The 20,533-nt window shown below is 73.3% G+C and carries 16 protein-coding genes; 4 read left to right on the forward strand and 12 right to left on the reverse strand.

The window, feature by feature from the left end:
- Positions 1-4 precede the first annotated feature (4 nt).
- Together BC793_RS31975 and BC793_RS31980 are read right to left on the reverse strand one after the other, a co-directional pair.
- Complete coding sequence (locus BC793_RS31975) at positions 5-331, reverse strand: hypothetical protein (RefSeq protein ID WP_109599320.1); 327 nt, start codon at positions 329-331, stop codon at positions 5-7.
- Positions 321-749: a YbaB/EbfC family nucleoid-associated protein gene (locus BC793_RS31980; RefSeq protein WP_109599321.1), complete on the reverse strand. Its 429-nt coding sequence runs from the start codon at positions 747-749 to the stop codon at positions 321-323. The genes BC793_RS31975 and BC793_RS31980 overlap by 11 nt, the downstream gene beginning before the upstream one ends.
- 133 nt (positions 750-882) lie before the next feature.
- On the opposite strand from BC793_RS31980, the gene BC793_RS31985 reads away from it, so the two are divergent.
- From BC793_RS31985 to BC793_RS31995, 3 genes are all read left to right on the forward strand, one after another.
- On the forward strand, positions 883-2,133 hold the full coding sequence (locus BC793_RS31985; protein ID WP_109599323.1) for an SUKH-3 domain-containing protein: 1,251 nt from the start codon (positions 883-885) through the stop codon (positions 2,131-2,133).
- Positions 2,130-3,377, forward strand: a complete 1,248-nt coding sequence (locus BC793_RS31990; protein ID WP_109599325.1) for an SUKH-3 domain-containing protein — start codon at positions 2,130-2,132, stop codon at positions 3,375-3,377. Before BC793_RS31985 ends, BC793_RS31990 begins: the two co-directional genes overlap by 4 nt.
- 97 nt (positions 3,378-3,474) lie before the next feature.
- Positions 3,475-4,065: a hypothetical protein gene (locus BC793_RS31995; RefSeq protein WP_109599327.1), complete on the forward strand. Its 591-nt coding sequence runs from the start codon at positions 3,475-3,477 to the stop codon at positions 4,063-4,065.
- 255 nt (positions 4,066-4,320) lie between these two features.
- Here the strand turns inward: BC793_RS31995 and BC793_RS32000 are convergent, their stop codons facing one another.
- Together BC793_RS32000 and BC793_RS32005 are read right to left on the reverse strand one after the other, a co-directional pair.
- Complete coding sequence (locus BC793_RS32000; RefSeq protein WP_239170409.1) at positions 4,321-6,579, reverse strand: ATP-binding response regulator; 2,259 nt, start codon at positions 6,577-6,579, stop codon at positions 4,321-4,323.
- 2 nt (positions 6,580-6,581) lie between these two features.
- Complete coding sequence (locus BC793_RS32005; protein ID WP_109599329.1) at positions 6,582-7,814, reverse strand: lipopolysaccharide biosynthesis protein; 1,233 nt, start codon at positions 7,812-7,814, stop codon at positions 6,582-6,584.
- A 166-nt stretch (positions 7,815-7,980) separates the two neighbouring features.
- On the opposite strand from BC793_RS32005, the gene BC793_RS32010 reads away from it, so the two are divergent.
- Positions 7,981-9,507: a nucleoside/nucleotide kinase family protein gene (locus tag BC793_RS32010; protein WP_239170410.1), complete on the forward strand. Its 1,527-nt coding sequence runs from the start codon at positions 7,981-7,983 to the stop codon at positions 9,505-9,507.
- A gap of 917 nt (positions 9,508-10,424) precedes the next feature.
- On the opposite strand, the gene BC793_RS32015 is transcribed toward BC793_RS32010, so the two are convergent.
- From BC793_RS32015 to BC793_RS32050, 8 genes are all read right to left on the reverse strand, one after another.
- Positions 10,425-11,108: a response regulator transcription factor gene (locus tag BC793_RS32015; RefSeq protein WP_239170418.1), complete on the reverse strand. Its 684-nt coding sequence runs from the start codon at positions 11,106-11,108 to the stop codon at positions 10,425-10,427.
- Between the two features lie 88 nt (positions 11,109-11,196).
- Positions 11,197-11,676 (reverse strand): hypothetical protein, encoded by a 480-nt coding sequence (locus tag BC793_RS50355; RefSeq protein WP_109599335.1) that lies wholly within the window; start codon positions 11,674-11,676, stop codon positions 11,197-11,199.
- Positions 11,677-11,710: 34 nt separating this feature from the next.
- Positions 11,711-12,874: a glycosyltransferase family 4 protein gene (locus BC793_RS32025; RefSeq protein WP_109599336.1), complete on the reverse strand. Its 1,164-nt coding sequence runs from the start codon at positions 12,872-12,874 to the stop codon at positions 11,711-11,713.
- Positions 12,871-13,728 (reverse strand): glycosyltransferase family 2 protein, encoded by an 858-nt coding sequence (locus tag BC793_RS32030; RefSeq protein WP_158319421.1) that lies wholly within the window; start codon positions 13,726-13,728, stop codon positions 12,871-12,873. The genes BC793_RS32025 and BC793_RS32030 overlap by 4 nt, the downstream gene beginning before the upstream one ends.
- 100 nt (positions 13,729-13,828) lie before the next feature.
- Positions 13,829-16,813, reverse strand: coding sequence for a Neogenin (locus BC793_RS32035; protein ID WP_239170411.1), 2,985 nt, complete (start codon positions 16,811-16,813; stop codon positions 13,829-13,831).
- Positions 16,814-16,905: 92 nt separating this feature from the next.
- Positions 16,906-17,784, reverse strand: coding sequence for a sensor histidine kinase (locus BC793_RS32040; RefSeq protein ID WP_109599341.1), 879 nt, complete (start codon positions 17,782-17,784; stop codon positions 16,906-16,908).
- Positions 17,781-19,661, reverse strand: coding sequence for an ATP-binding protein (locus BC793_RS32045; protein WP_109599343.1), 1,881 nt, complete (start codon positions 19,659-19,661; stop codon positions 17,781-17,783). Before BC793_RS32045 ends, BC793_RS32040 begins: the two co-directional genes overlap by 4 nt.
- Before the next feature lie 190 nt (positions 19,662-19,851).
- Positions 19,852-20,376, reverse strand: coding sequence for a hypothetical protein (locus BC793_RS32050; RefSeq protein WP_109599345.1), 525 nt, complete (start codon positions 20,374-20,376; stop codon positions 19,852-19,854).
- Between the last annotated feature and the right edge of the window lie 157 nt (positions 20,377-20,533).

Genomic DNA, 20,533 nt, shown 5'->3' on the forward strand with positions numbered 1-20,533 from the left:
GCGGTCAGGCCTGGTACGACTTGGCGACGGTCGAGGAGGCACGCGCGTCGGCGGCGGTGTTGTCCTCGACGGTCAGCACAGCGGCCTGGCCGATGCCCTCGACATAGCCGGCGACCTTGCCGAACGCCTCGACGAATTTCGCCACCATCGGCCCGTAGTCCTTCTGGAAGGCGGCGCCGATCTCGTCGCGTCCCCACGGCTGGTCCGCGCCGGCCGCCGCCACCTCGGCGACCGCGCTGGTGCCGAGGCTGACCAGCTGTGATCCGGCCGCGGACAGATCACGCCCGGCCGCGGTGGCCCGGGGCGCGTCGAGGTGGAGCTCACCGGGCATCGTCGTCACCCGCCTCGCGCATGATCCGGTCCTGGCGGGCCAGCAGGTTGCCGAAGTTGCCGTCACGCATGAACCCGGCCGCGGCCGAGTCGGGCGGAAGATACTCGCCGACCATCTCCTGCACCTGGTCACCGGTCCTGGCGACGGCCCGCTCGACGGTACGCAGAATCGTGCGGGCCAGCTCGTCCGGGTCGCCGCGACGGTAGATCTCCCGGCTGAGCCGCAGGTCGATCAGCTGGCCACGGGCGCCGACGGTGGCCCGCACCGTGCCGTCGGCCGACTCCTCGGTGACGGCCAGCTTGGACAGACGCTCCTGGATGTCGTCCAGCCCGGTGCGCAGGCGCTGGTACTGCGACACGACGTCGTCGAACCGGGCCCGTAGAGCGTGGTTCACGTCCCGATCGGCCTGTCTGCTCACGGCTGTCTCCCCGAGGACTCGCGAATTGACTGCAAGAACCTACCAGCCGGGCTCCGTCCCGGGGCCGCCGCCGAGTGACGGTTCCCGATAGCTCTAAGCTCCAGTTCCGGGGACCGAAGGGGGCGGGGCCAGGATGATCACGCGGACCGAGGCGGAGCGGATCGCCGTCGGCTGGGCCCGCCGGCAGTCGATCCGGCGCGGCTATCCGTGTACGCCGTACGTCGAGGAACTGGCCCTCGGCTGGGCGGTGTCGATGGTGCTGCCACCGGACGTGCGTACCGAGCCGGGTGCCGACGTGACCACGGTCATCGACCGGACGACCGGCCGGCTGTCGCACTGGCCACCCGCGCCCACCGCCGACCTCGACCAGCGCTACACCGAGCGCCGTGACGCCGCCGTCGGTGCACATCAGACCGCCGATCCGATCGCCGAGCTGCGGCGTGAGGCGTACCGCCGGGTCAGCCCCTCGGTGGCCGCACACCTGACGCTCGGCGGCCGGCTGTTCCGGGCCCGCGGCGCCAAGGGCGACCAGGAGCTGCGCCACCACCCGGTCGTCGCCGGTCTGCTGGCCGCGATCGGGCCGGCGGGCACGGTCCGCGGCGCCGACCGCCACGCCGAGCTGCTGGTGGTGTCGGACGTGCTCTACGAGGCCGACCGGACCAGGGCCGCCGCCGGTATCGCCCCGCTCACCCTCGACGAGGCCCGCACCCTGCTCGGGCAGGGCCGTCTCGAGACGTTCCACATCCGGGAGAGCGGCGACCGTCTCGGCGGCCAACCCGCCACGTTCTGCGTCACGTGCGCCGGCGTGCTTCTCGACCTGACCGTGATCACCGACGCCGACCGGGCCCATCCGCAGGTGCGGCGGCTGACCTCGGGGACCGATCCGCAGCCCGGCCGTTTCCCCGCGGAGGTGGCCTGGGAGCTGGCCGCCGGAGACTGGGGCAGCGAGCCGGAGTACCGGGAGAGCCGCGGCGCCGGGCTGATCGAACGGATCGAGGCGTCCCGCGGGCGGGAGCACGCGCTGTCCCGGTTCCCGGCGGCGGAGGCCGCCTTGCGCGAGTTCTCCGACGTCGCGCCCGGCCGCAACGGGCCCGGTGCCGCCCAGTGGGTCCGCTGGTTCCACCTCGGCAGCGGCAACCTGTTGCACCTGGCCGACCCGCTGCACGAACTGGGCACGGTCGTCGGTGCCCGGATGTTCCCGATCGGCCGGGAGGGGTTCGACGAGGCGGTCCTCGCCATCGACGAGCACGGGCGGGTGTTCTCCCTGGATCAGGGCGGTGAGTGGTTCATCGCCGCCACCCTCGACCAGGCGATCGTCGCGCTGACCACGGGCCTGCCCGCCGCCCGGATCCGCGATGACGGCACCTGGCGGGAGGAATCATGATCACTCGTGCGGATGCCGATGCGGTCGCGGCGGCGTGGGCGCGGTCCGAGTCCCTGGCCAAGGGGCGTGAACACCGGGCCACCGTGGAGGAGTTCGATCTCGGTTTCGCGGTGAAGACCTCGGCGGTACGACGGTTGTTCTCCCCGTCCGGGGTCGGCACCGGGGTGCGGGTCGTCGACCGGGATACCGGCCGGGTGTCGAACTGGCCGAACTGGCCGCTCGCGACGTTGCGGGAGGTCTACCGGGAGCAGCGGGGCGACATCGTCGACCCGCCGAAGACGGCCGACCCCGAGTTGCAGCTGCGCCGGGAGATCCACCGGCAGCCCGCCCCGAGCGTGGCGGCGCACGCCACGGTGCAGGGCCGGGTGTACATCGCCCGGGGCGCCAAGGGCGACCAGAAACTCGGCCACCACCGGCTCGTGCGGGAACGGCTGGCCGAACAGTCGCCGCAGGAGACGGTGCGCGGCTGCGAGCGGCACGCCGAGATGATCGTCTGCTCGGACGCGCTGCACGACGTGGACCGGCGCCGCGGGCTCGACGGTCTGCCGCCGCTCACCCTGGACGAGGCGCGGCAGGTGCTCGGCGGGTCACTCTTCGAGACGTTCCAGATCCTCCCCCCGGGCGCGGAGACCGCCGGCGAGCCGAACACCCCGTGCGCGACCTGCTCGTACGTGTTGACCCAGCTGGCGCTGCTGCCGTGGGGGTCGACCGGCGCGCTCCACCACGACATCGCGCCGGAGCAGCCCAACCCCGACCCCGCCCGGTTCTCCGACGTGACCGCCTCGGAACTGCTCAACGGCCGGTGGAAACCGGAGACCCCGTACCAGGTGCGCTACGGCATGGCCGAGGTGATGGCCGAGGACGTCGTCAAGACCCGGGGGCAGGAGCACCGCCACGAGCCGTTCCCCGCGGTGTACGAAGCGTTCGGGCTGACCGGCAAGCTGCTCGTCAAGCGCCGGGCGCCCGGCGTGGAGCAACGGGTCCAGCTCTTCGAGATCTGGTCGACACCGGTCCGGCACACCGCCGACGTGCTGCACGAGTTCGGGCAGGTGATCGGGGCGCGACTGTTCCCGCTCGGCCGGGTCAACTTCGAGTCGGTGCTCGCCATCGACGAGCACGGCCGGGTCTTCCACCTCGACCAGGCCGGCGAGTGGTTCGTCGCCGACAGCTACGTCGAGGCACTGGAGACCCTGATCCAGGGCCGGCGGACCCATCGGGTACGCGACGACGGCACCTGGGGATAGCTTCGGACGCGGTCACGGAGTACCGGCCCCCGGTGCGGCAACCGTCCGCGACCCGCCGGGCAACCGTTCCGCAACCGGGGGATGCCATCGTCGCAGCGTGACCGGTGCCCGTACCCCTGCATCCCGCCTGGCGAAAGTCGGCCTGGCGGTGGCCGCCGTGGTGCTCGGCGCCGGGCTCGCGCCGTCGCCCGCGGACGCCGACGGGCCCGGCTACGGCGGCAACGCCGACGCCCTCACCGTCCTCTGGGAGATCAACGCCCAGCGGCGCGGCCTGGCCGTGTACGCCGTCGGGTTCCGGAGCGGCTCACCGGTGCGGGTCCGGGTCGGTTCGGACGCCGAGCGGACGGTCACCGCCGACCCGTACGGTGCCGTCGACCTGCTGCTCACCTCGGCCGTCGCCGGCACCTCCGCGGTGGCCGGCGGCCCGACGCTCACGGGAGGGACGGCGGTCGCCGCGGCCACCGGTGCGAGCGTGCTGGTCACCGGCCACACCCCGGCCGGGGAACTGCGCACGCTGATCGGTGCGGTCCCACCGGAGATGTCCGGCCGGGGCGCCGTGGAGATCGTCCCGTGGGTGGCCGCCCTCGCCGGCTCGCTGCTGGCCGGGCTGTGGCTGCGCCGCCGGTACGGCTCGGCCTTCACCGGCAACGTGCGCCGCTACCGCCATCCGGCCCGCCACCGGGCCTGACCTCAGGCACGCCGCCGGTACGGCTCGGCCTTCACCGGCAACGTGCGCCGCTACCGCCATCCGGCCCGCCACCGGGCCTGACCTCAGGCACGCCGCCGGTCACGGTTCCGCCCGCCACGGGCGGTGTTGCGCCGCTACCGCCACCGGCCCTGATCTCGGGCGGGCCACGGGTCACGGCTTCGCGCGTTCGCGGGCGGCGTGCGCTGCTACCGCCACCGGACCGTCGCCGGGCACGCCGGCGTCGTGGCCGGCGGGTCAGGATTCCTTGAGGTATTCGGTCATCGCGATCGCCGCGGCGGCGGCGGCCTGATCAACCTCGGACACGGCGGCGGCCAGTACACCCGCGTCGACCGGGGTGGCGGCGAGCCGCTCCACCCGGGCGCAGGCGTCGGCCAGCGGCTGGGCGCCGAGCAGTGCGCTGGACGACTTCAAGGTGTGCGCCACCGCGGCCAGCCGGTCGTTGCCGCCGGTGGCGAGGGCGGTGGCCATCGCCTGCCGGCGCCCGTCGAGCTCGCCCAGGAACATGTTGACGGTCATCGCCACCAACTCCCGTCCCTCCAGCTGCTCCTCCAGTTCGTGCAGCTGCGCCCGGGACAGGACGTCGGCCGGCACGGGAACCGCCGGTTCCACCGGATCCGCCGGTTGGGTCGGTTGGGTTGGCTGCGCCGGGGCGGTCAGGTACGGCTCCAGCGCCCGGCGCAGCTCCGGCAGGGTGATGGGCTTGGTCAGGTGACTGTTCATTCCGGCGTCCAGGCAGCGGTCCTGGTCCTCGGGCAGGGACGTCGCGGTCAGGGCGATGATCGGCACCCGGCTGCCGGCGGCACGGACCGTACGGGTGGCCGCCGGTCCGTCCATCACCGGCATCTGCATGTCGAGCAGCGCCAGGTCGTACCGGGTTCCGCCGAGCAGCGCCGTCACCGCGGCCGCGCCGTCGGGCACGGTGTCGCACTCCACGCCCAGCACGCTGATCATCCGTTGCAGGACGGTGCGGTTGACCTCGTCGTCTTCGGCGAGCAGCACCCGGCCGGGCGGAAGCGGCTCCAGCGTCGCGGGCGTGGGCCGCGGTTCCGCATGCTGCTGGTGGAACGCGGCGGTGAGCCGGTCGAGTGTCACCGGGACGCTCAGTGTGCCGGCCCGGCCTGCGGCCCGCTGCGGGCCGGTAGAGCCGATCATGACGGTTCCGCCGGTGACCGGATCCGGTCGGGCATCGCACCTGAGCACCGGAGCGGTCCCGTGGTCGTCGCCGGTCCCGGCGCTGCCGTCTGGCCCCACCTGGACCGGTTCCGCACCGGTCGCGGCGACCAGCCAGGACAGCGCCAGCATCGAACGCGCGCTCGGCGCGGCGACGGCGACCCGGCCCCGGACCGGCGGTGCGGAAGGTGTGCCGGGGTCGCCGCGATCCGGCAGAGGACGCAACGGCAGGCGTACGGCCCACCGAAACCCGCCGAACTCCCCGGCAACCGCCCCGCTGCTGCCCGCGCCGCTTGAGGCCGCGCCGCCAACCACGGATGCGCCGGCCATGTCTGGGCCGCTGGTCATAGTCGCGCCGGTCGCGGAGAAGGCGTCAGCCCTGATGGCGGCGTCGCCGGTGATGGCTGGGACGGCGGTCAGAGCCGGGACGCCGGTCATGGTTGTGGTGCCGCCCATGGCGGCGGCCAGCCGACCGGCCAGGGCGAGACCGGCCCGCTCGTCCGAGGCGTACCCCGATGAAGGCTCCCCGTCGCCGGAGATCTCGATGCGGTAGGCGTCGGCCCCGTCGGTCTGTGCGGTGACCACGACCTCGCCGCCCGAGGACTCCCGAACGGCGTGTCCCACCACCGTGGTGAGGATCCGGCGCAGCACACCGTCGTCACCGTCGACCACGGCGGGCAGCCCGGGGGCCGGTGCCGCGAGCAGCAGGATCCCCCGTTCGCGGCACTCCGTGCGCATCGACTCGGCGACGTCCTCCAGAAGCCGGCGAAGCACCACCGGCCCGTTGTGCGGCGGTGGCGTCCCGGTCTCCAGGCGGGCGAGTTCGGCGAGGTCGTCGGCCAGTGCCTCCAGTCCGCGTACCGTCCGCTGGATGTCGTCGATCGTCTCCTGCGCGGCGGCGGGCAGTGCCTGGGCGCGCAGCAGTTCGACGGCCGAGGCCACGGCGGCGGCCGGGGTCCGGATCTGCGGCCCGAGGAGCCCGAGCAACTGGTCGCGGCCACTCTCGGCCGGGCCGGTCTCGACGGTGATCAGCCGGCGTCGTGCCCCACAGGTGCTCTCCAGTCCGGTGACCCGCAGCGTGGCGGTGACACCGGGATCGCACCGGCACGGTAGGGCGACGTCCGAGCCGGTACGCGCGTCGCGTACCGATGAGGGAAGTCGGTCGTGCCCCGGGCAGTCCGGACGCCCGCCGGACAACGTCTCGCCCTCGGCGGTGGCGGATCGCCGCCACCGTTCGTTGGCGACCAGGACGCGACCGCTGTCGTCGGCGATCGCGGCCGGGTACGGCAGCGCGTCGGCCAGGCTCCGTGCTGCGAAACTCATGCTCAGACCCCTTGAAGAACCGGCGTACGGCGTGTCCAGGCCCGTCCCTCGACCACCGCGATCAGCAGCAGCGTGGGCAGCAGCGCGGCGGCCGAACAGGCGGCGATCTGGGCGGCCGAACCGTGCCACAGCTGGATCAGGCCGATCTCCAGGACGGCTCCGGCCCAGGGGACCAGTGTCGTCCAGGAGCGGCGGGCGAGGGCGGCGTTCGTCAGGACGGTCACCAGGGAGGTGAATCCGGCGACCCCGCTGAGCACCTGGACGAGCGTGGTCGCGCCGGCGTACCCGTCGCCGTAGAGGACGCTCAGCACGAGCGCCGGCACGGCCGCCACGACCGCCGCACCGAACAGGGCCGGCCCGGCGACCGCCGCCGACGCGCTGAGCAGCGTGCGGGCCCGGCCGGGGAGGCCGTGGGCGGCGACCAGGCGGGGGAAGACCGCCGCCATGATCGCCGCGGGCAGGGCCAGGACGGTCTTCGCCACGGTCGCCGCGGCGACGTAGGCACCGGATTCGGCGCCGGCCAGATGGTGCCGGGCGAGCAGCAGGTCGACCGTGGAGAACAGGAACAGGCCGGTCACCGCGACGGCCGCGCCACCCACCGCGCGGGGACGCAGCGTGGTGCCGGACCCCGCTTCGCGGTCGCGGACCAGGACACGGACCGACCAGGCCAGCGCGGCGACCTCGCTGACCAGGGTGGCGACGAGCGCGCCGGTGACACCGAAAGGCAGGGCGAGAGCGACACCGAGGATCAGGCGTACGGCCGTCGCGACCAGATAGGTGCCGGCCACCGCGGAGATCCGGCGGGTGCCGAGGAGCAGCCCGCGTGCGGTGGCGAGAAGAGCGGCGACGATGAGGTACGGGGCGAGTTGTGCCGCCCCGGCCATCCCGTCGAGGTGGAACCAGTCGCTGAGCAACGGCGCGCAGACCAGGGTGAGGACACCGGCCGGCAGGGTCCAGAGCGTCACCGCCCGCAGCGTGCCGAGGGTGGTCGCCCGTCCCGCTCCGTGTGCGGCCGCGTGCGCCGACGCCGCGGTCTGTAGCGCACCGAGCGGGATGCCGAGCATCACCATCGCGGCGAGGAGGGCGCCCAGGGCCCCGTAATCGGCCGGGTCGAGCATCCGGCCGACGAGGGCGTGGAAGGCCAGGTTGCCGGCGCTCTGCACGGCTACCGCGACGGCGATCGGCCCGGCGGCCCGGAGGAGCGCGCCGCCGGCACGCCTGTGGTCGAACTGCACGAGATCCCGTATCGGCCGGACGGCGGGGAAGCTGCTGATTTCGCCGAGGCGGCCGCGATTCTCCCGAACGTTCCTCGCGTTGGTGTGCTTCGGGCGTACTTATAGTTATATGTCCGGGAAAATAGTTTCAGAGTCGGTAGGCCGCCGCGTCACGGATCGCACCGAGGTGCTGAACTCCGTGATGGCCGCCCTCGACGGCACCGGAGAACACTGGGCCTGGCAGGGAGCCTCCGGCGCGCCGGAGCGGTGGGCGGCCGACACCGGGCCCACCGACCTGGACGTCTGGTGCGCGACGGACCGGCAGGGGTCCGACCCGGTGGCCGACCTGGCCCGCGCCCACCCGTGTGCGGTGGTCGCCGACGCCGCCGATCCGCGCCGGCTGCGCCACACCGGTGTCGCGGTGCTGACCACCACCGGTCTCGGCGTCGTCGACTTCACCCTCGGTGACCTGCGGGTCGGCCCGGTCCTGCTGGTCCCCGCCGCCGAGGTCACCGTCGACCGCGCCGGTCACCGCCTGACCGGCGCCGCCGCAACCGCCGACCTGCTGGTACGCCCGGTGCTGCGGGGCCGGATACCCGGCCCGGAACGCCTGGACGAGGCCCGCGACGCGTGGGCCGCCGCGGAACCGGACCAGCGGGCCTCGCTGGCGCGCCGGCTCACCGGTCAACTCGGCGCGACGGTCGCCGCGGACCTGATCGCGGTCGCGGGAGGCGCCCGGCCCGACCCCGGACTCCCGCGCCGTGCCCGGCTCCGGCTGGCGGCCCGCAGTCTCGCACCCGGCGCCATCGGCGCTACGTGGGCACAGCGGCGCGGCATCCTGCCCGCCGGCCCGGCCGCCGGACCGCTGGGCCTGCGAACCCGGGGAGTCGTCGTCGCCCTGGTCGGCACCGACGGCGCCGGCAAGTCCACCGTCGCGGCCATGCTCGGCGACCGTCTGCGGGCCCGGGGTTTCCAGACCTCGCCGGCCTACTTCGGGATGGCCCGGGGCAACCTGCCGGGCATAGCCCTGGCCCGCCGCCTCCTGAACGTCGGCTCCACCGCCCCGTCGCCCACCGCCCACCCTCAACCGTCCTCCGGTTCGGATCCCGCGCCGTCCTCCGGTACGGATCCCGGATCGCCCTCCGCCGCCGCTCACGCCCAGTCGCCCCAGACGGGCCACACATCGTCGGCCGAACCGAAGCCCCCGCAAACGGTCGGAGTGGAGTCCGTGCCGGTTGCCGGAGCAGAGTCCGCGCCGGTGGCCGGAGGTAAGAGCGGTCTGGACCACAGCCGGCTGCGTCGGGTGGCCGCCTGGTACTACGCGGGTGAATACGGCTGGCGTTACCTGCGTGACGTCCTGCCGGCGCTGGTTCGAGGCCGGGTGGTGATCGCCGACCGATGGGTCTACGACCTGCGTGAGTCGCCGTGGCCGGGGTCGCCGGCGGCCCGGATCGCCGAGTTGCTCGTGCCCGCGCCGGATCTGCTGGTACTGCCCGATGCACCGATCGACGTCATCCACCGCCGGAAACCCGAGCGCAGCCTCGCCGAACAGAAGGAGCAGCAGGAACGCTTCCACCGGCTGCTTGCCGAGCGGCCCGCCCGTTGTGCCGAGCTGCTGATCGACACCTCCGGTTCAACCGCCGGCGAGGAGATCACGAACCTGGTTGCGGCGGTGATCGAAGCAGCACACAGCCCCCGGCGCCGCCACCGCTAGACAGCTTTCGGCGTGAGGCTCCCGTTTCCGCATGTGAGTCGGGGCGGGGACGGCGATGAGCTGCAGACATGTGGTGGTTACTGCGCAATGGGAGTTTCGTCCCATATTCGGCGGCTTTGCGCCGGCAGCATCAAGAACGGCCGGCATCAGGACCGGCGGCATCTGGCCGAGGCCGGTGGTCTGCGAGCGGCGACGGGAGCACACGCAGCGCTTGTGCGGGCTCCTGCCGTCGTCATGACCCGGTTGAGCGCACACAATCCGCGGATCGTGTGCGCTGGTGCGTGTCATGACGTATGGCCGAGCCCACGTTGAGCGATTGTGGGTGCTGACCACCGTTGCCGGTGATCTGCGGCGCGTCGACCATCTCGCCCGGAACCGGCGGAACCGGCGGAACCGGCGGAACCAGCTGAACCGGTGGCGCCGGTGGCGCCGCGGAACCGGCCGCGCGGCGGCGCCGGCAGGCACAGCGGAGTCGGCGACGCGGCCGAGCTGGCTGACGTGCGGAACCGGAGGCGCGGCCGAAACCGGCGGACGGCCGGAGTTGGCAGGCGCGGCGGAGCCAGCAGGCACGGCGAAACCGGCAGGCATAAAACGGAACTGGCGGAATCGGCGGTGCGGCGGGGCGGGCACGCGTGGCAGAACGGGCAGGTGCGGCGGAATTGCCGGAACGGGCCGCGCCGGTCTCGGTCGTCGTGTCGTGGCGTCGTTGTGGGCGGGCCGGCGTTCGGCCGGCGGCGCCGGTCGTCGTTCAGCACGGTTCTCCGGCCGCTGGAAGGCGACCGGGCGACGGTGTGCCCGTGGCCCACGAGGTCGCCGCCACCGCGGCGCGCCGGTTCCGCGGGGGACGGCGGAGCCGGCGGTGTGGAGATCGCCGGCGGGATTCACGGCGGGTGGCGGGTGGCGAGGGCGACCGGCGGTCAGGGTTCGAAGCGGTACCCGACGCCACGGAGGGTTCGGATGTGGCGGGGAGCCGACGCGGATTCGCCGAGTTTGCGGCGCAGGTTGCCGACGTGCACGTCGATGATGTGGTCGTCGCCGAAGAAGTTGTCGCCCCAGACGTGTTCCAGCAGCTGGGGGCGGGTGAAGGTGCGACGCGGCGCGGACGAGAGCAGGTCCAGCAGATCGAATTCGATCTTGGTCAGCTCGATCACCGTGCCGGTTCGGGACACCTCCCGTACCTCCAGGTCGATGCGCAGCTCGCCGTATTCGCGGACGGCTTCGCGGCGGGCCTGGACGGTGGCCCGGGGGCGCCGGCGCATCGCCTGGATGCGGGCGGCGAGTTCGCGGGGGGAGAACGGCTTGGTGACGTAGTCGTCGGCGCCGACCGAGAGACCGACCACCTTGTCGAGTTCGTCGGTGCGGCCGGTCACCATGATGATGTACGCGTCGGTGAACTGCCTGATCTGCCGGCAGACCTCGATGCCGTCGAAGTCGGGCAGGCCGAGGTCCAGGATGGCGAGCTCGGGCCGTTGCTTCTGCGCCTGCTGGACGGCCTCCTGGCCGTCACCGGCGGGCACCACCTCGAAGCCCTCCTTCTCCAGCAGATGACGGCAGATCATCATGAACTCGGGGGAGTCCTCGACGACGAGCGCTCGTGGCATGGTCACGGCACCTCCGATGGCGATGGAATGGCGGGCAGATCTCTCATCGGCCGCGCGGCGGCGGATCCAAGGTTGTGCGGGGCCGGGATCAGGCGTGGACGGCGGATCCCTCGCGGGCCTGGTGCAGCAGCTCGACGAAGCCGTACGCGTCGATCTCGGCGGCGCTGTCGACGTCGAGGACGGCGACCCACCGGCCGGAGGTGACCGGGGAACCGGCCCGCAGCGACATGCTCAGGTCGGTGTCGTCGGCGCGGACGAACCGGGTCAGGGGCAGGCCGTTGACCTCGTCGGCGGCGAGGGCGGCGGCGTCGGCCACGCCGACCACCTCGAAGCTGATGCACTGGGCGTACAGGGCCTCGGACAGCCGCTCGACGACGTTGCGGACCGCGGCGGGGCAGCCGTGCACCGGCAGGACCAGGGTCAGATCGACGCCGGTCTGGCCGAGGCCGGGAACGACGGCGGCGGTGGCGATGAAGGCCGGGGCGGCGGCGGGGGCGGTGGAGAAGGCCGGGGCGGGGGCGGTGAACGCGGGGAGGGCGGCGGTGGCGGTGAGCTGCGAGTTCGTCATGCACTGAGGATGGCGGCCCAACCTCAACTCCGGCTCATCCCGATGTCAAGCGGTGGGCAAGGCCGCCGGTGAGTGCCCGGTAGGCCGCCGCGGCCCGGTCGGTGGCCTGCTCCCAGCCCATGTGGTCGCGGGCGGACTCCCGGCCGGCGACGGCGTAGCGGCGCCACGCCACCTCGTCGGTGAGCAGGCTGATCAGGGCGCGGGCGAGGGCCGGCGGGTCGGCGGGCGGGACGGACAGGCCGTTCACCCCGGGTTCCAGGACGGCGCGGACGCAGGCGACGTCGGTGCCCACCACCGGCAGGCCCACCGCCATCGCCTCGACCAGTGCCATCGCCGGCGGCGAGGTGGTGTAGTCGAACTTGAACGGCCACGTCCCGACCTGGGCCGCGGCGAACTCACCGAGCAGGTCCGGGACCGGTTCGGTGACGACGTCGATCGCCGCACCGGCCGAGCCGGCCCGGGCCAGGATGGCGGGCAGTTCGGGGCGGGGGATCAGGAGCAGCCGCAGCCGTACGCCGGGGACGCGCTCGCGGACCGCGGGAAACGCGTCGAGCAGCGTGTCGAGCCCCCGCACCGTCTCGGCCCGGCCGGCGAACACGATCACCGGCGACTCCCGGTCGAAGCGGGCACGGCGTTCGTCGTCGGGGGCGCCACAGGCGTACCGCACGATCGACGGCCCGCCGGGGCGCCCGAGCCGGTCCTCGACCCTCGGGTCGGGGGTGAGGATCGTGGTGACGCCGGCCCGGCGCAGTGCCGCGGCGGCCAGCGGCGGCGGCAGCACCGTGGTGGCCGCGACCCGGGGCCGCAGCACGTTCGACGCCCACATCTCGGCCAGGGTGCCGCGGCGCCAGGCGCGCGGGCCGGGCAGGGTGGGCCAGGCGTAGACGGTCAGCAGTTTCGGGTACGGCCGCAGCGCCGGGTGCAGGGCCAGCAGCGGCCCGAGCGCGCCGGCGTGCACGTGGACCAGGTCGGGGCGCATCCCGGCGAGCACACCGGCCAGCTCGGCCGCCCGGCCCAGGGGGAACGTCTCCAGCGAGCCGCCCAGCTCGTGCGTGCCGGCGAAGACCTGCCCGCCGTCGACGACGTGGGTGGTGATCAGGTGGTGCTCGCCGGGCACCCGTCGGACGGTCTCGGTGACGGTACGCCCCATCGCCTCCCGCCCGGAGAACTCGGAGATGACGTGGGCGACCCGGGTCATGCCGGCACCACCCGGGCGGCCGGGCCGAACCGGCGCAGCAGGTGACCGACCGCCCCGAAACCGAACTCGCTGATCTTCATGAACCACATGCCCACGTACAGCAGGGGGTGGGTCCGCAGGTAGCGGATGTTGCGCAGGTAGAGGGCGAACCGGTGCAGGATGTTGATCTGCCAGCGGAACGCCTCGGGGTGCTCCTGGGCGAACAGGCCGGCCGTGCCGACGTACCCCAGTTTCTTCCTGAGGGTGCGGGAGAGCCGCAACCGGCCCTCGTTGTGGTACAGGAAGCCCCGGGTCCGGCCGACGCGGTAGCCGGCGGCCCGGACCCGCAGGTCGAGGTCCTTGTCCTCGGAGAAGATCATCCGCTCGTCGTGGCCGCCGAGCTTCTCGTAGACGTCCCGGCGCAGGCAGCGCAGCGACTCGATCTGCTCGACGCCGTCGTAGCACTTCTTCTCCAGCCACTTGCACCGCGCCCAGAAGGTGGTGCCGAACGACTCCTCCGGGACGACCAGGGCGTCGTACCGCTCGGCCAGCAGGTCGGCGCACTCGCCGAGCAGGCCCGGCGTCACCGTCATGTCGGTGTCGAGGTGCAGCAGGATGTCACCGGACGCCTCGGCCGCGCCGCGCCGGCGTCCCTGCGCCATCGACCGGTTCTCCCGCAGATACCGCACGGCCAGGCCGCCGGCCCGGAATTCCGCCACGATCTCCGCGGTCTCGTCGGTGGACCGGACGTCGTCGTTGACGACGATCTCGAAGTCACCGAAGTCGGAGGCCCGGAACGAGTCCAGGAACTCGCGGAGCAGCGTCGCACTGTTGTAGGCCGGCACGATGACCGAGAGCGTCGGCGGTCGGGTCATGACCCAGTATGGCCACATTTCGGCCGCTCCGGAGGCCGGTATGACGACGGTGGGCCGGGGCTCCACGAGCCCCGGCCCACCGGTTACAGCGGTAGAACGGTCAGTAGGTCACGGACAGCAGCAGCGCCCAGTAGGTGAGCGTCACCGCCTGGATCGGCGTCAGCGTCGGCTTGGCGCCGTTGGTCATCGCCGTCACCTTGGCGATGTACGCCGTGAACCGGCCCGCGTTCAGGTCGTTCGCCAGGTGCTGGAGGGTGACCGGGGAGGCCCCGGTCCCGTACTGGCGGGTCAGGTCGATGAGCCACTGGACCGTCAGCTTGACGCTGTAGGTGATCTGGACCGTGGCCGCCGCGTTGCCCGCCTTGTCGACCGCACCGGTGCACCTGACCGTGTGGTGCCCGTTGCTCTCGACGCGGCTGATCGTCGCGGCGGTGGCCACGCCCGACACCGGGTCGGTGGTGGCGCAGGAGAGGACCGGGTTGGCGTCGGGGCCGAGCACGGCGCCGTCGGTGGCTCCGACGACGGTGACGGCGGGGGCCGTACGGTCGACCTTGACCGTGGCCGTGGCGGTGGCCGTGTTACCGGCCCGGTCGGTCGCCGTGCCGGTCACGACCTGGCCGGCACCGTCACCGGTCACCGTCCTGGCGGCCGGGCAGGAGCCGACGCCGGAGCCGGTGTCGGTGCAGCCGAACCGGACCGTGGGGGCGGTGCGGTACCAGCCCTCGGCGTTGGCGGAACCGTCGACGGTCGTGGTGACGACCGGTACGGTCCGGTCGACGTTGACGGTCACCGACACGGCGGTGTTGTTGCCGGCCCGGTCGGTGGCGGTGCCCGTGACGACCTGGGCCGTGCCGTCGGCGTTGACGGTGACGTCGGCGGGGCAGACGTCGATGCCCGAGCCGGTGTCGGTGCAGGTGAACTTCACGGTCGGCGGGGTGCGGTGCCAGCCGGCGCCGTTGGCGGTGCCGGCCAGCGCGGCGGTGATCTTCGGCGCGGTCCGGTCGACGTTGACGGTGACCGAGGTGCCGGTGGTGTTGCCGGCCTTGTCGACGGTGGTGCCGGTGACGACCTGGTTCGCACCGTCGGTGGTGACCGTGGTGTCGGCCGGGCAGGACGCGATCCCGGAGGCCGCGTCGGTGCAGAGGAACCGGACGGTCGGCGCGGTGCGGTACCAGCCGGCGCTGCTGGGGGTCGCGTCGACGGTGGTGGTGACGACCGGGGCGGTCTTGTCGACGTCGACGGTGACCGCGGTGCTCGTGGTGTTGCCGGCGTTGTCGACGGTGGTGCCGTTGACGACCTGGGCCGCGCCGTCGGTGTCGACGGTGACGTCGGCCGGGCAGGACGCGATGCCGGAACCACCGTCGGTGCAGGTGAACCGGATGGTCGGGGCGGTCCGCAGCCAGCCGGCGTCGTTCGCGGCGCCGACCAGGGTGGCGACGATCGCCGGCGCGGTCCGGTCGACGTTCACGGTGACCGAGGTGCCGGCGGAGTTACCGGCCCGGTCCCCGGCCGTGCCGGTGACGACCTGGCCCGCGCCGTCGGTGGTGACCGTGGTGTCGGCCGGGCAGGACGCCAGCCCGGAGGCGCCGTCGGTGCAGTTGAAGTGGACGGTGGGGGCGGTGCGGTACCAGCCGGCGCTGTTCGCGGTCTGGTCGATCGTGGTGGTCAGGACCGGGGCGGTCACGTCGACGTCGAGCGTCACCGTGGCGGTCGCGGTGTTGCCGGCCTTGTCGAGGGCGATGCCGGTGACCTTCTGGGCCAGGCCGTCGGCGACCACGGTGTCGGCCGGGCAGCTGGAGACGGTCGACGTCGCGTCGGTGCAGGTGTAGTGGATCCGGGGAGCGGTGGTGTACCAGCCGGCGGCGTTCTTCGTACCGATCACCTCGGCGGCGATCTGCGGAGCGGTCTGGTCGACCTTGAGGGTGACGGTGGTCGTGGTGGTGTTGCCGGCCGCGTCCTTGGCCGTGCCCGAGTAGCGCCGGGCGAGGCCGTCGGAGCCGGCGAGCACCGGCGCCGGGCAGGAGGCGATCGCGCCGCTGTCGTCGGCACAGGCGAACTGGATGGTCACCGGGGTCCGGAACCAGCCGTTCACCGGCTTCTGCGACAGCGTGGTGGTGATCGTCGGGGGCACCCGGTCGGGACCGCTGGGCACGATGGTGGTGTCGGTCTCCGGCGCCGGGGGTTCGGCGTTCGGGTCCCAGATCGGGACGGTGCCGGTCACGGCGCTGCTGCCGCCGTTCTCGTTGTACGCCTTGAGCTCCACGACCCAGCTCTTGTCGGCGGCCAGGGAGAGCGTGGTGGTGCGGGCCGACGCGTCGACCTTCACCAGCCTGGTCACCTTCTCCGTGCCGTAGCCGATCTGGTAGTACGTGGGCGCGGGCCCGCCGGCCGGCGCCTTCCACACCAGATCGACGGTGCCGGGGGCGTCGGCACGCCGTTCCACGACCAGGTTGGTCGGGTCGGCCGGCCGGTAGCGGTCGATCAGTGACTTCGCCGTCACGCAGGCGCCGTACTCGTTGACCGTGGTCACCGCCAGCGTGTACGCGCGGTCCGCGTCGATGCCGGCGTACCGGAACGACATGTCCATACTCGTCTGATCGGCGAGGACGACACCGTCGGACAGCCGGGTGAAGACCGAGCGGTAGCCGGTCAGCGGCGTGTAGCCGGTCCACGCCGGAACCCGCCAGGCGGCGGTGGCCGTGGTGCCCTCGTCGGTACGGGTGGGCGCCATGCCCATCACGGCGCTCGGGGTGAGTGCCCGCAGCGACCAGTAGCCGGTGTTGGTGCTCTCGCCGGCCTTGTCGACCGCGCCGACCCGCACCTTGTAGGCGGTGCACGGGTTGGGGGCGTCGATCGTGTACTCGGTCGCCGTGGCCGGCAGGTCGAGCACGGTCTGGACGTCACCGGCGATGATGTCGATCGCGTAGTGGTCGACGTCGGGGACCGTCTTCCAGGTGACCCGCACCTTGTACACGTCGTCCGCCGCTCTGGCGACGGCCAGGCTCCTGGGCGCCGCGGGTGCGGCGGAGGCACTCGACGGGACGGCGACCGAGACGGTCGCCAGCCCGAGCGTCCCTACGCCCACCGCGACTAATAGTCGCCTCAAGTCCATCTGGACCTCGTTCTTGTCGTTGGGGGTTCCGGGGGGATCAATCGGCTCGCCATCTCAAGCGCGCCTCAAGCCGGGGTGTGGTCGAGGTCAACTTCCGGGACCACCGGCGCGTACGGTGTGCCGGCCCTCCGTGCCGGCGGCAGGGTGAACCAGATGCGGGCGCCGCCGCGGAACTGCGGGTCGGCACCGATGGCGCCGCCCATCCGCTGCACGATGCGGCGGCAGATGGGCAGGCCGAGACCATTTCCCGGGTACGCCTCGGGATGCGCCCGGTGAAGTTCCTCGAAGATGGCCTCGTGCTGTCCGTCCTGGATCCCGATCCCGTGGTCGGTGATCTCGATCCGGACCATGTCGTCGTCGAGTGCCCGGGCGGAGACGTGCACCCGGGCGGCCTCGCCCATCGGCACGTACTTGATCGCGTTGCCGAGCAGGTTCTCGAGCAGCCGCCGGATCATGCCGTGGTCGCCGTGCACGGCCGGCAGCCCGTCGTGGGTGATCAGGGGCCGCGGCCGGATCAGGCCGACCGCGTCCGCCGTCAGGTCGTCGACGAGGGCGGACAGGTCGATCGGGCCCAGGCGCAGCGGGCTGTCGGAGGTCGCCGAATAGGCGAGCACGTCGTCGATGAGCCGCCGCATCCGGTCGGCGCTGCGGTTGATCTCGCCGACGAACTCGTCGTAGCCGGCCGGGCGCGGCCACCCGAAGTCGAGGTGTTCGAGCAGCTGGGCGTAGCCGAGGATGCCGGCGAGCGGCGCCTTCAGATCGTGGCTGACGTCGCGCGCGAAGGTCCGCAGTTCGTCCACCGACCGGTGCAGCCCGTCCATCGTGGCCCGCAGCTGCGCGTTGTGGCGGCGCTCCTGCTCCAGTTCGGCGCGGAGACCGGCGATTTCGATGTTGACGGTTGCGGCGCTGTCGGACACCGTGGGCCTTTCCTGCTGGGGGTTCATCGGGTCATCACCGGAGAGGGATCGCCGTCGGTCGGGATGCGGGAGCTGAGCCGGTCATCGGGATCGCCCGGTGGCGCGGTGGCCGCGGGATGCAGGTAGGGCGCCAGCGCGGCCCGCAGCTCGGGCAGGGTGATCGGCTTGCTCAGGCGCCCGTTCATTCCGGCGGCCAGGCATCGGTCCCGGTCGGCCGGTGCGGTCGCGGTCAGAGCCAGGATCGGGGTACGGCAGCCGGCCGCCCGGATCAGCCGGGTCGCCTCCAGCCCGTCGGTGCGCGGCATCTGGACGTCCATCAGCACCACGTCGTAGCCGGTGTCACCGAGCGCCGCCCGGGCCGCCGCGGCGCCGTCGACGACGGTGTCGCAGGTGACGCCCATCAGCTCGATCATCCGGCGGAAGACGGTGCGGTTGACCTCGTTGTCCTCGGCGAGCAGGACCCGGCCGCCAGACAGCGGGGGCACCGTGACCGGGGCGCCGCGGACTCCGGTGCGCTCCTGGTTGAGGGCGGCGACCAGGCGGTTGAGCACCAGCGGCGCGGTCAGCACACCGGGCCGCCGGACCACGCCGGTTCGCGGGTCGGTGGTGCTGATCATCAGGCCCTGCCCGTCCGGCCCGACCGCCCGGCCGACGGTGTCGGCCCGCTGTGCCGCCTCGGTGTCGTGCGCGTCGTCGCACCACAGCACCGTGTCGACGTCCGCCATCGGCCGGATCACCTCGGCGAACGCGGCCGGCACCGGTTCGGCTCCGGCTCCGGCCAGCAGCCAGGCCAGTGCCTGCGTCGATCGGCGGGTCGGGGCGACCACGGCGATCCGGCGGCGGGCGAGCGGTCGCGGCTCGTCGTCGGGGGGCGCCGGCGCGACCTGCAACGGCAGCCGGATCCGGAACAGTGTGCCGGCGCCGGGTGTGGACTCGACCTCGATGGTCCCGTCCATCCGGGCGATCAGGCGGGACGCGAGCGCCAGCCCGAGGCCGGCGCCTTCGTGCCGCCGTGCGCTGGACGAGTCGGCCTGGGTGAACGGCTGGAAGATCCGGGCCCGCTGCGGTTCGTCGATGCCGGGGCCGGTGTCCGACACCGTCATCACCCACGTCCCGTCGCCGGGCGCCTCGGCCAGCACCACGACCTCACCGGCGGTGGTGAACTTGACGGCGTTGCCGACCACGGCGTCGAGCACCTGCCGCAACCGCCCGGCGTCACCCTGGACGGCCGGCGGGAGATCCGGCGCCGGGGCGGTGAGCAGCAGGATGCCCTTGCTCCGCGACTCCCGCTGGAGCGGCTCGACCACGCCCTCCAGCAGCGTCCGGATCGTCACCGGCTCGTGCGCCAGGCGCAGCCGCCCGGTCTCCAGGCGGCCCAGGTCGAGCAGGTTGTCGGTGAGCGTCTCCAGCGCCCGGGTGGAGAAGTAGACGTTGTCCACGATCTCCCGGACGCCCTGCTCCAGCGACTGCGCCCGGAGCAGCTCGACCGCCGCCACGACGGTGGTCACCGGGGTGCGCGCCTCATGGCTGAGCAGTGCCAGGAACTCGGCCCGGGTGTCGGTGCCGGTCTCCTCGGTGATCTCGGTGACCAGGCACTGCCGTTCCCCGTCACCGGCGTCGAGCGCGGCGACCTGGAGGACCCGTTCGACGGCCTCGTCGCACCGGCAGCGCACCCGGGCGGGCGGCGTGGTGGGCGTCAGGCGCCACACCGCCTCGAGCACCCCCCGGTGCCCGCCGCATGGCCCCGGCGACGCGCTGAGGAACCCGCCCTCGGCCGGGTAGAGCCCACCGTCGCGGTCCGGCGCGGTCCATCGCCCGTTGGCGACGAGCACACGACCGTCGAGGTCCAGGATCGCCGCGGGTACGGGGATCGCCTCGACGAGGCTGCGCGCTGCATATCCCATGCCAGACCTTTCGCGTGGGAGCGAGCCGGGCGGGGGAGCCCGGACATTCATGCTGTGCCTCCTGGGGAGCGGCGCCGGGTGGGGTTCGGGTGCTGATCGGTTTCAGACGGCGCGCCGCCGGCCGGGTTCGCGTGCCGGCCGAGCTTCAGGAGGCGCGCGGTCCGGCTTCAGGCGGCGTGCCGGCCGGGTTTCAGGCGGCGTGCCGGCCGCGGTAGCCGCCCGGCGTGGTGCCGGGCGTGCCCTGGCCGCGGCGGCGCAGCCACAGGCCCAGCGGCAGGGCGGCCAGCGCGACGGCGCCGAGGGCCCACGGGAGCAGGTCGACCGGGCCACGCGCGGCCGCCCGCGGCGGGATCGCCGAGATCAGGATCCGGGAGGAGCCGGAGACCGAGCGGCCGGCCAGCACGATGCTGGTTCCGGAGCTGCCGGCCACCAGCATCGTCTCCGGCACGCTGATCTCGATGCGGCCGTTGTCGTCGCCGCGGGCCTGCTGGATCGGGCTGCTGCCGAGACGGACCTCGACCAGGTCGCGGGCCCGGTACCCGGCGCCGGCGACCAGCAGGCGACCGCCGCCGTCGGCCCAGGTCAGCATCAGCTTGTCGGAGCCCGCCGAGGCGCCGGCCGGCTTCGCGTCGAGGACCAGCGCCATGCCGCACATCGCCAGGAAGATCATCAGGGCGGTGGCGGTACGGCGGGCGGTGGCGCTGGTGTTCGACATGTGCAGAAGTCTGCGGGACCGCCGACGGCCGGGGGAACGCCTGCGAGCCAACCTTGCCCGCCTCCTGATCTGGTCTTGAGCTGGTTCCGGCGAACTTGAACCTGCCCCCGCCGGGCACCGGCTCAGCCGTGCCGCGAACGCGCCGAAGGGTATGTCG

Origin of the sequence: Actinoplanes xinjiangensis (assembly GCF_003148685.1) — a bacterium.
Lineage (GTDB): Bacteria > Actinomycetota > Actinomycetes > Mycobacteriales > Micromonosporaceae > Actinoplanes > Actinoplanes xinjiangensis.

Excerpts from the sequence above, each read along its gene's own strand:
- BC793_RS32045 (WP_109599343.1), bottom strand. The coding sequence starts at position 19,661 with ATGGGATATGCAGCGCGCAGCCTCGTCGAGGCGATCCCCGTACCCGCG.
- BC793_RS32040 (WP_109599341.1), bottom strand. The coding sequence starts at position 17,784 with ATGAACCCCCAGCAGGAAAGGCCCACGGTGTCCGACAGCGCCGCAACC.
- BC793_RS31990 (WP_109599325.1), top strand. The coding sequence starts at position 2,130 with ATGATCACTCGTGCGGATGCCGATGCGGTCGCGGCGGCGTGGGCGCGG.
- BC793_RS32000 (WP_239170409.1), bottom strand. The coding sequence starts at position 6,579 with ATGAGTTTCGCAGCACGGAGCCTGGCCGACGCGCTGCCGTACCCGGCC.
- BC793_RS32050 (WP_109599345.1), bottom strand. The coding sequence starts at position 20,376 with ATGTCGAACACCAGCGCCACCGCCCGCCGTACCGCCACCGCCCTGATG.
- BC793_RS32025 (WP_109599336.1), bottom strand. The coding sequence starts at position 12,874 with ATGACCCGGGTCGCCCACGTCATCTCCGAGTTCTCCGGGCGGGAGGCG.
- BC793_RS32015 (WP_239170418.1), bottom strand. The coding sequence starts at position 11,108 with ATGCCACGAGCGCTCGTCGTCGAGGACTCCCCCGAGTTCATGATGATC.
- BC793_RS31975 (WP_109599320.1), bottom strand. The coding sequence starts at position 331 with ATGCCCGGTGAGCTCCACCTCGACGCGCCCCGGGCCACCGCGGCCGGG.
- BC793_RS50355 (WP_109599335.1), bottom strand. The coding sequence starts at position 11,676 with ATGACGAACTCGCAGCTCACCGCCACCGCCGCCCTCCCCGCGTTCACC.
- BC793_RS32030 (WP_158319421.1), bottom strand. The coding sequence starts at position 13,728 with ATGACCCGACCGCCGACGCTCTCGGTCATCGTGCCGGCCTACAACAGT.
- BC793_RS31985 (WP_109599323.1), top strand. The coding sequence starts at position 883 with ATGATCACGCGGACCGAGGCGGAGCGGATCGCCGTCGGCTGGGCCCGC.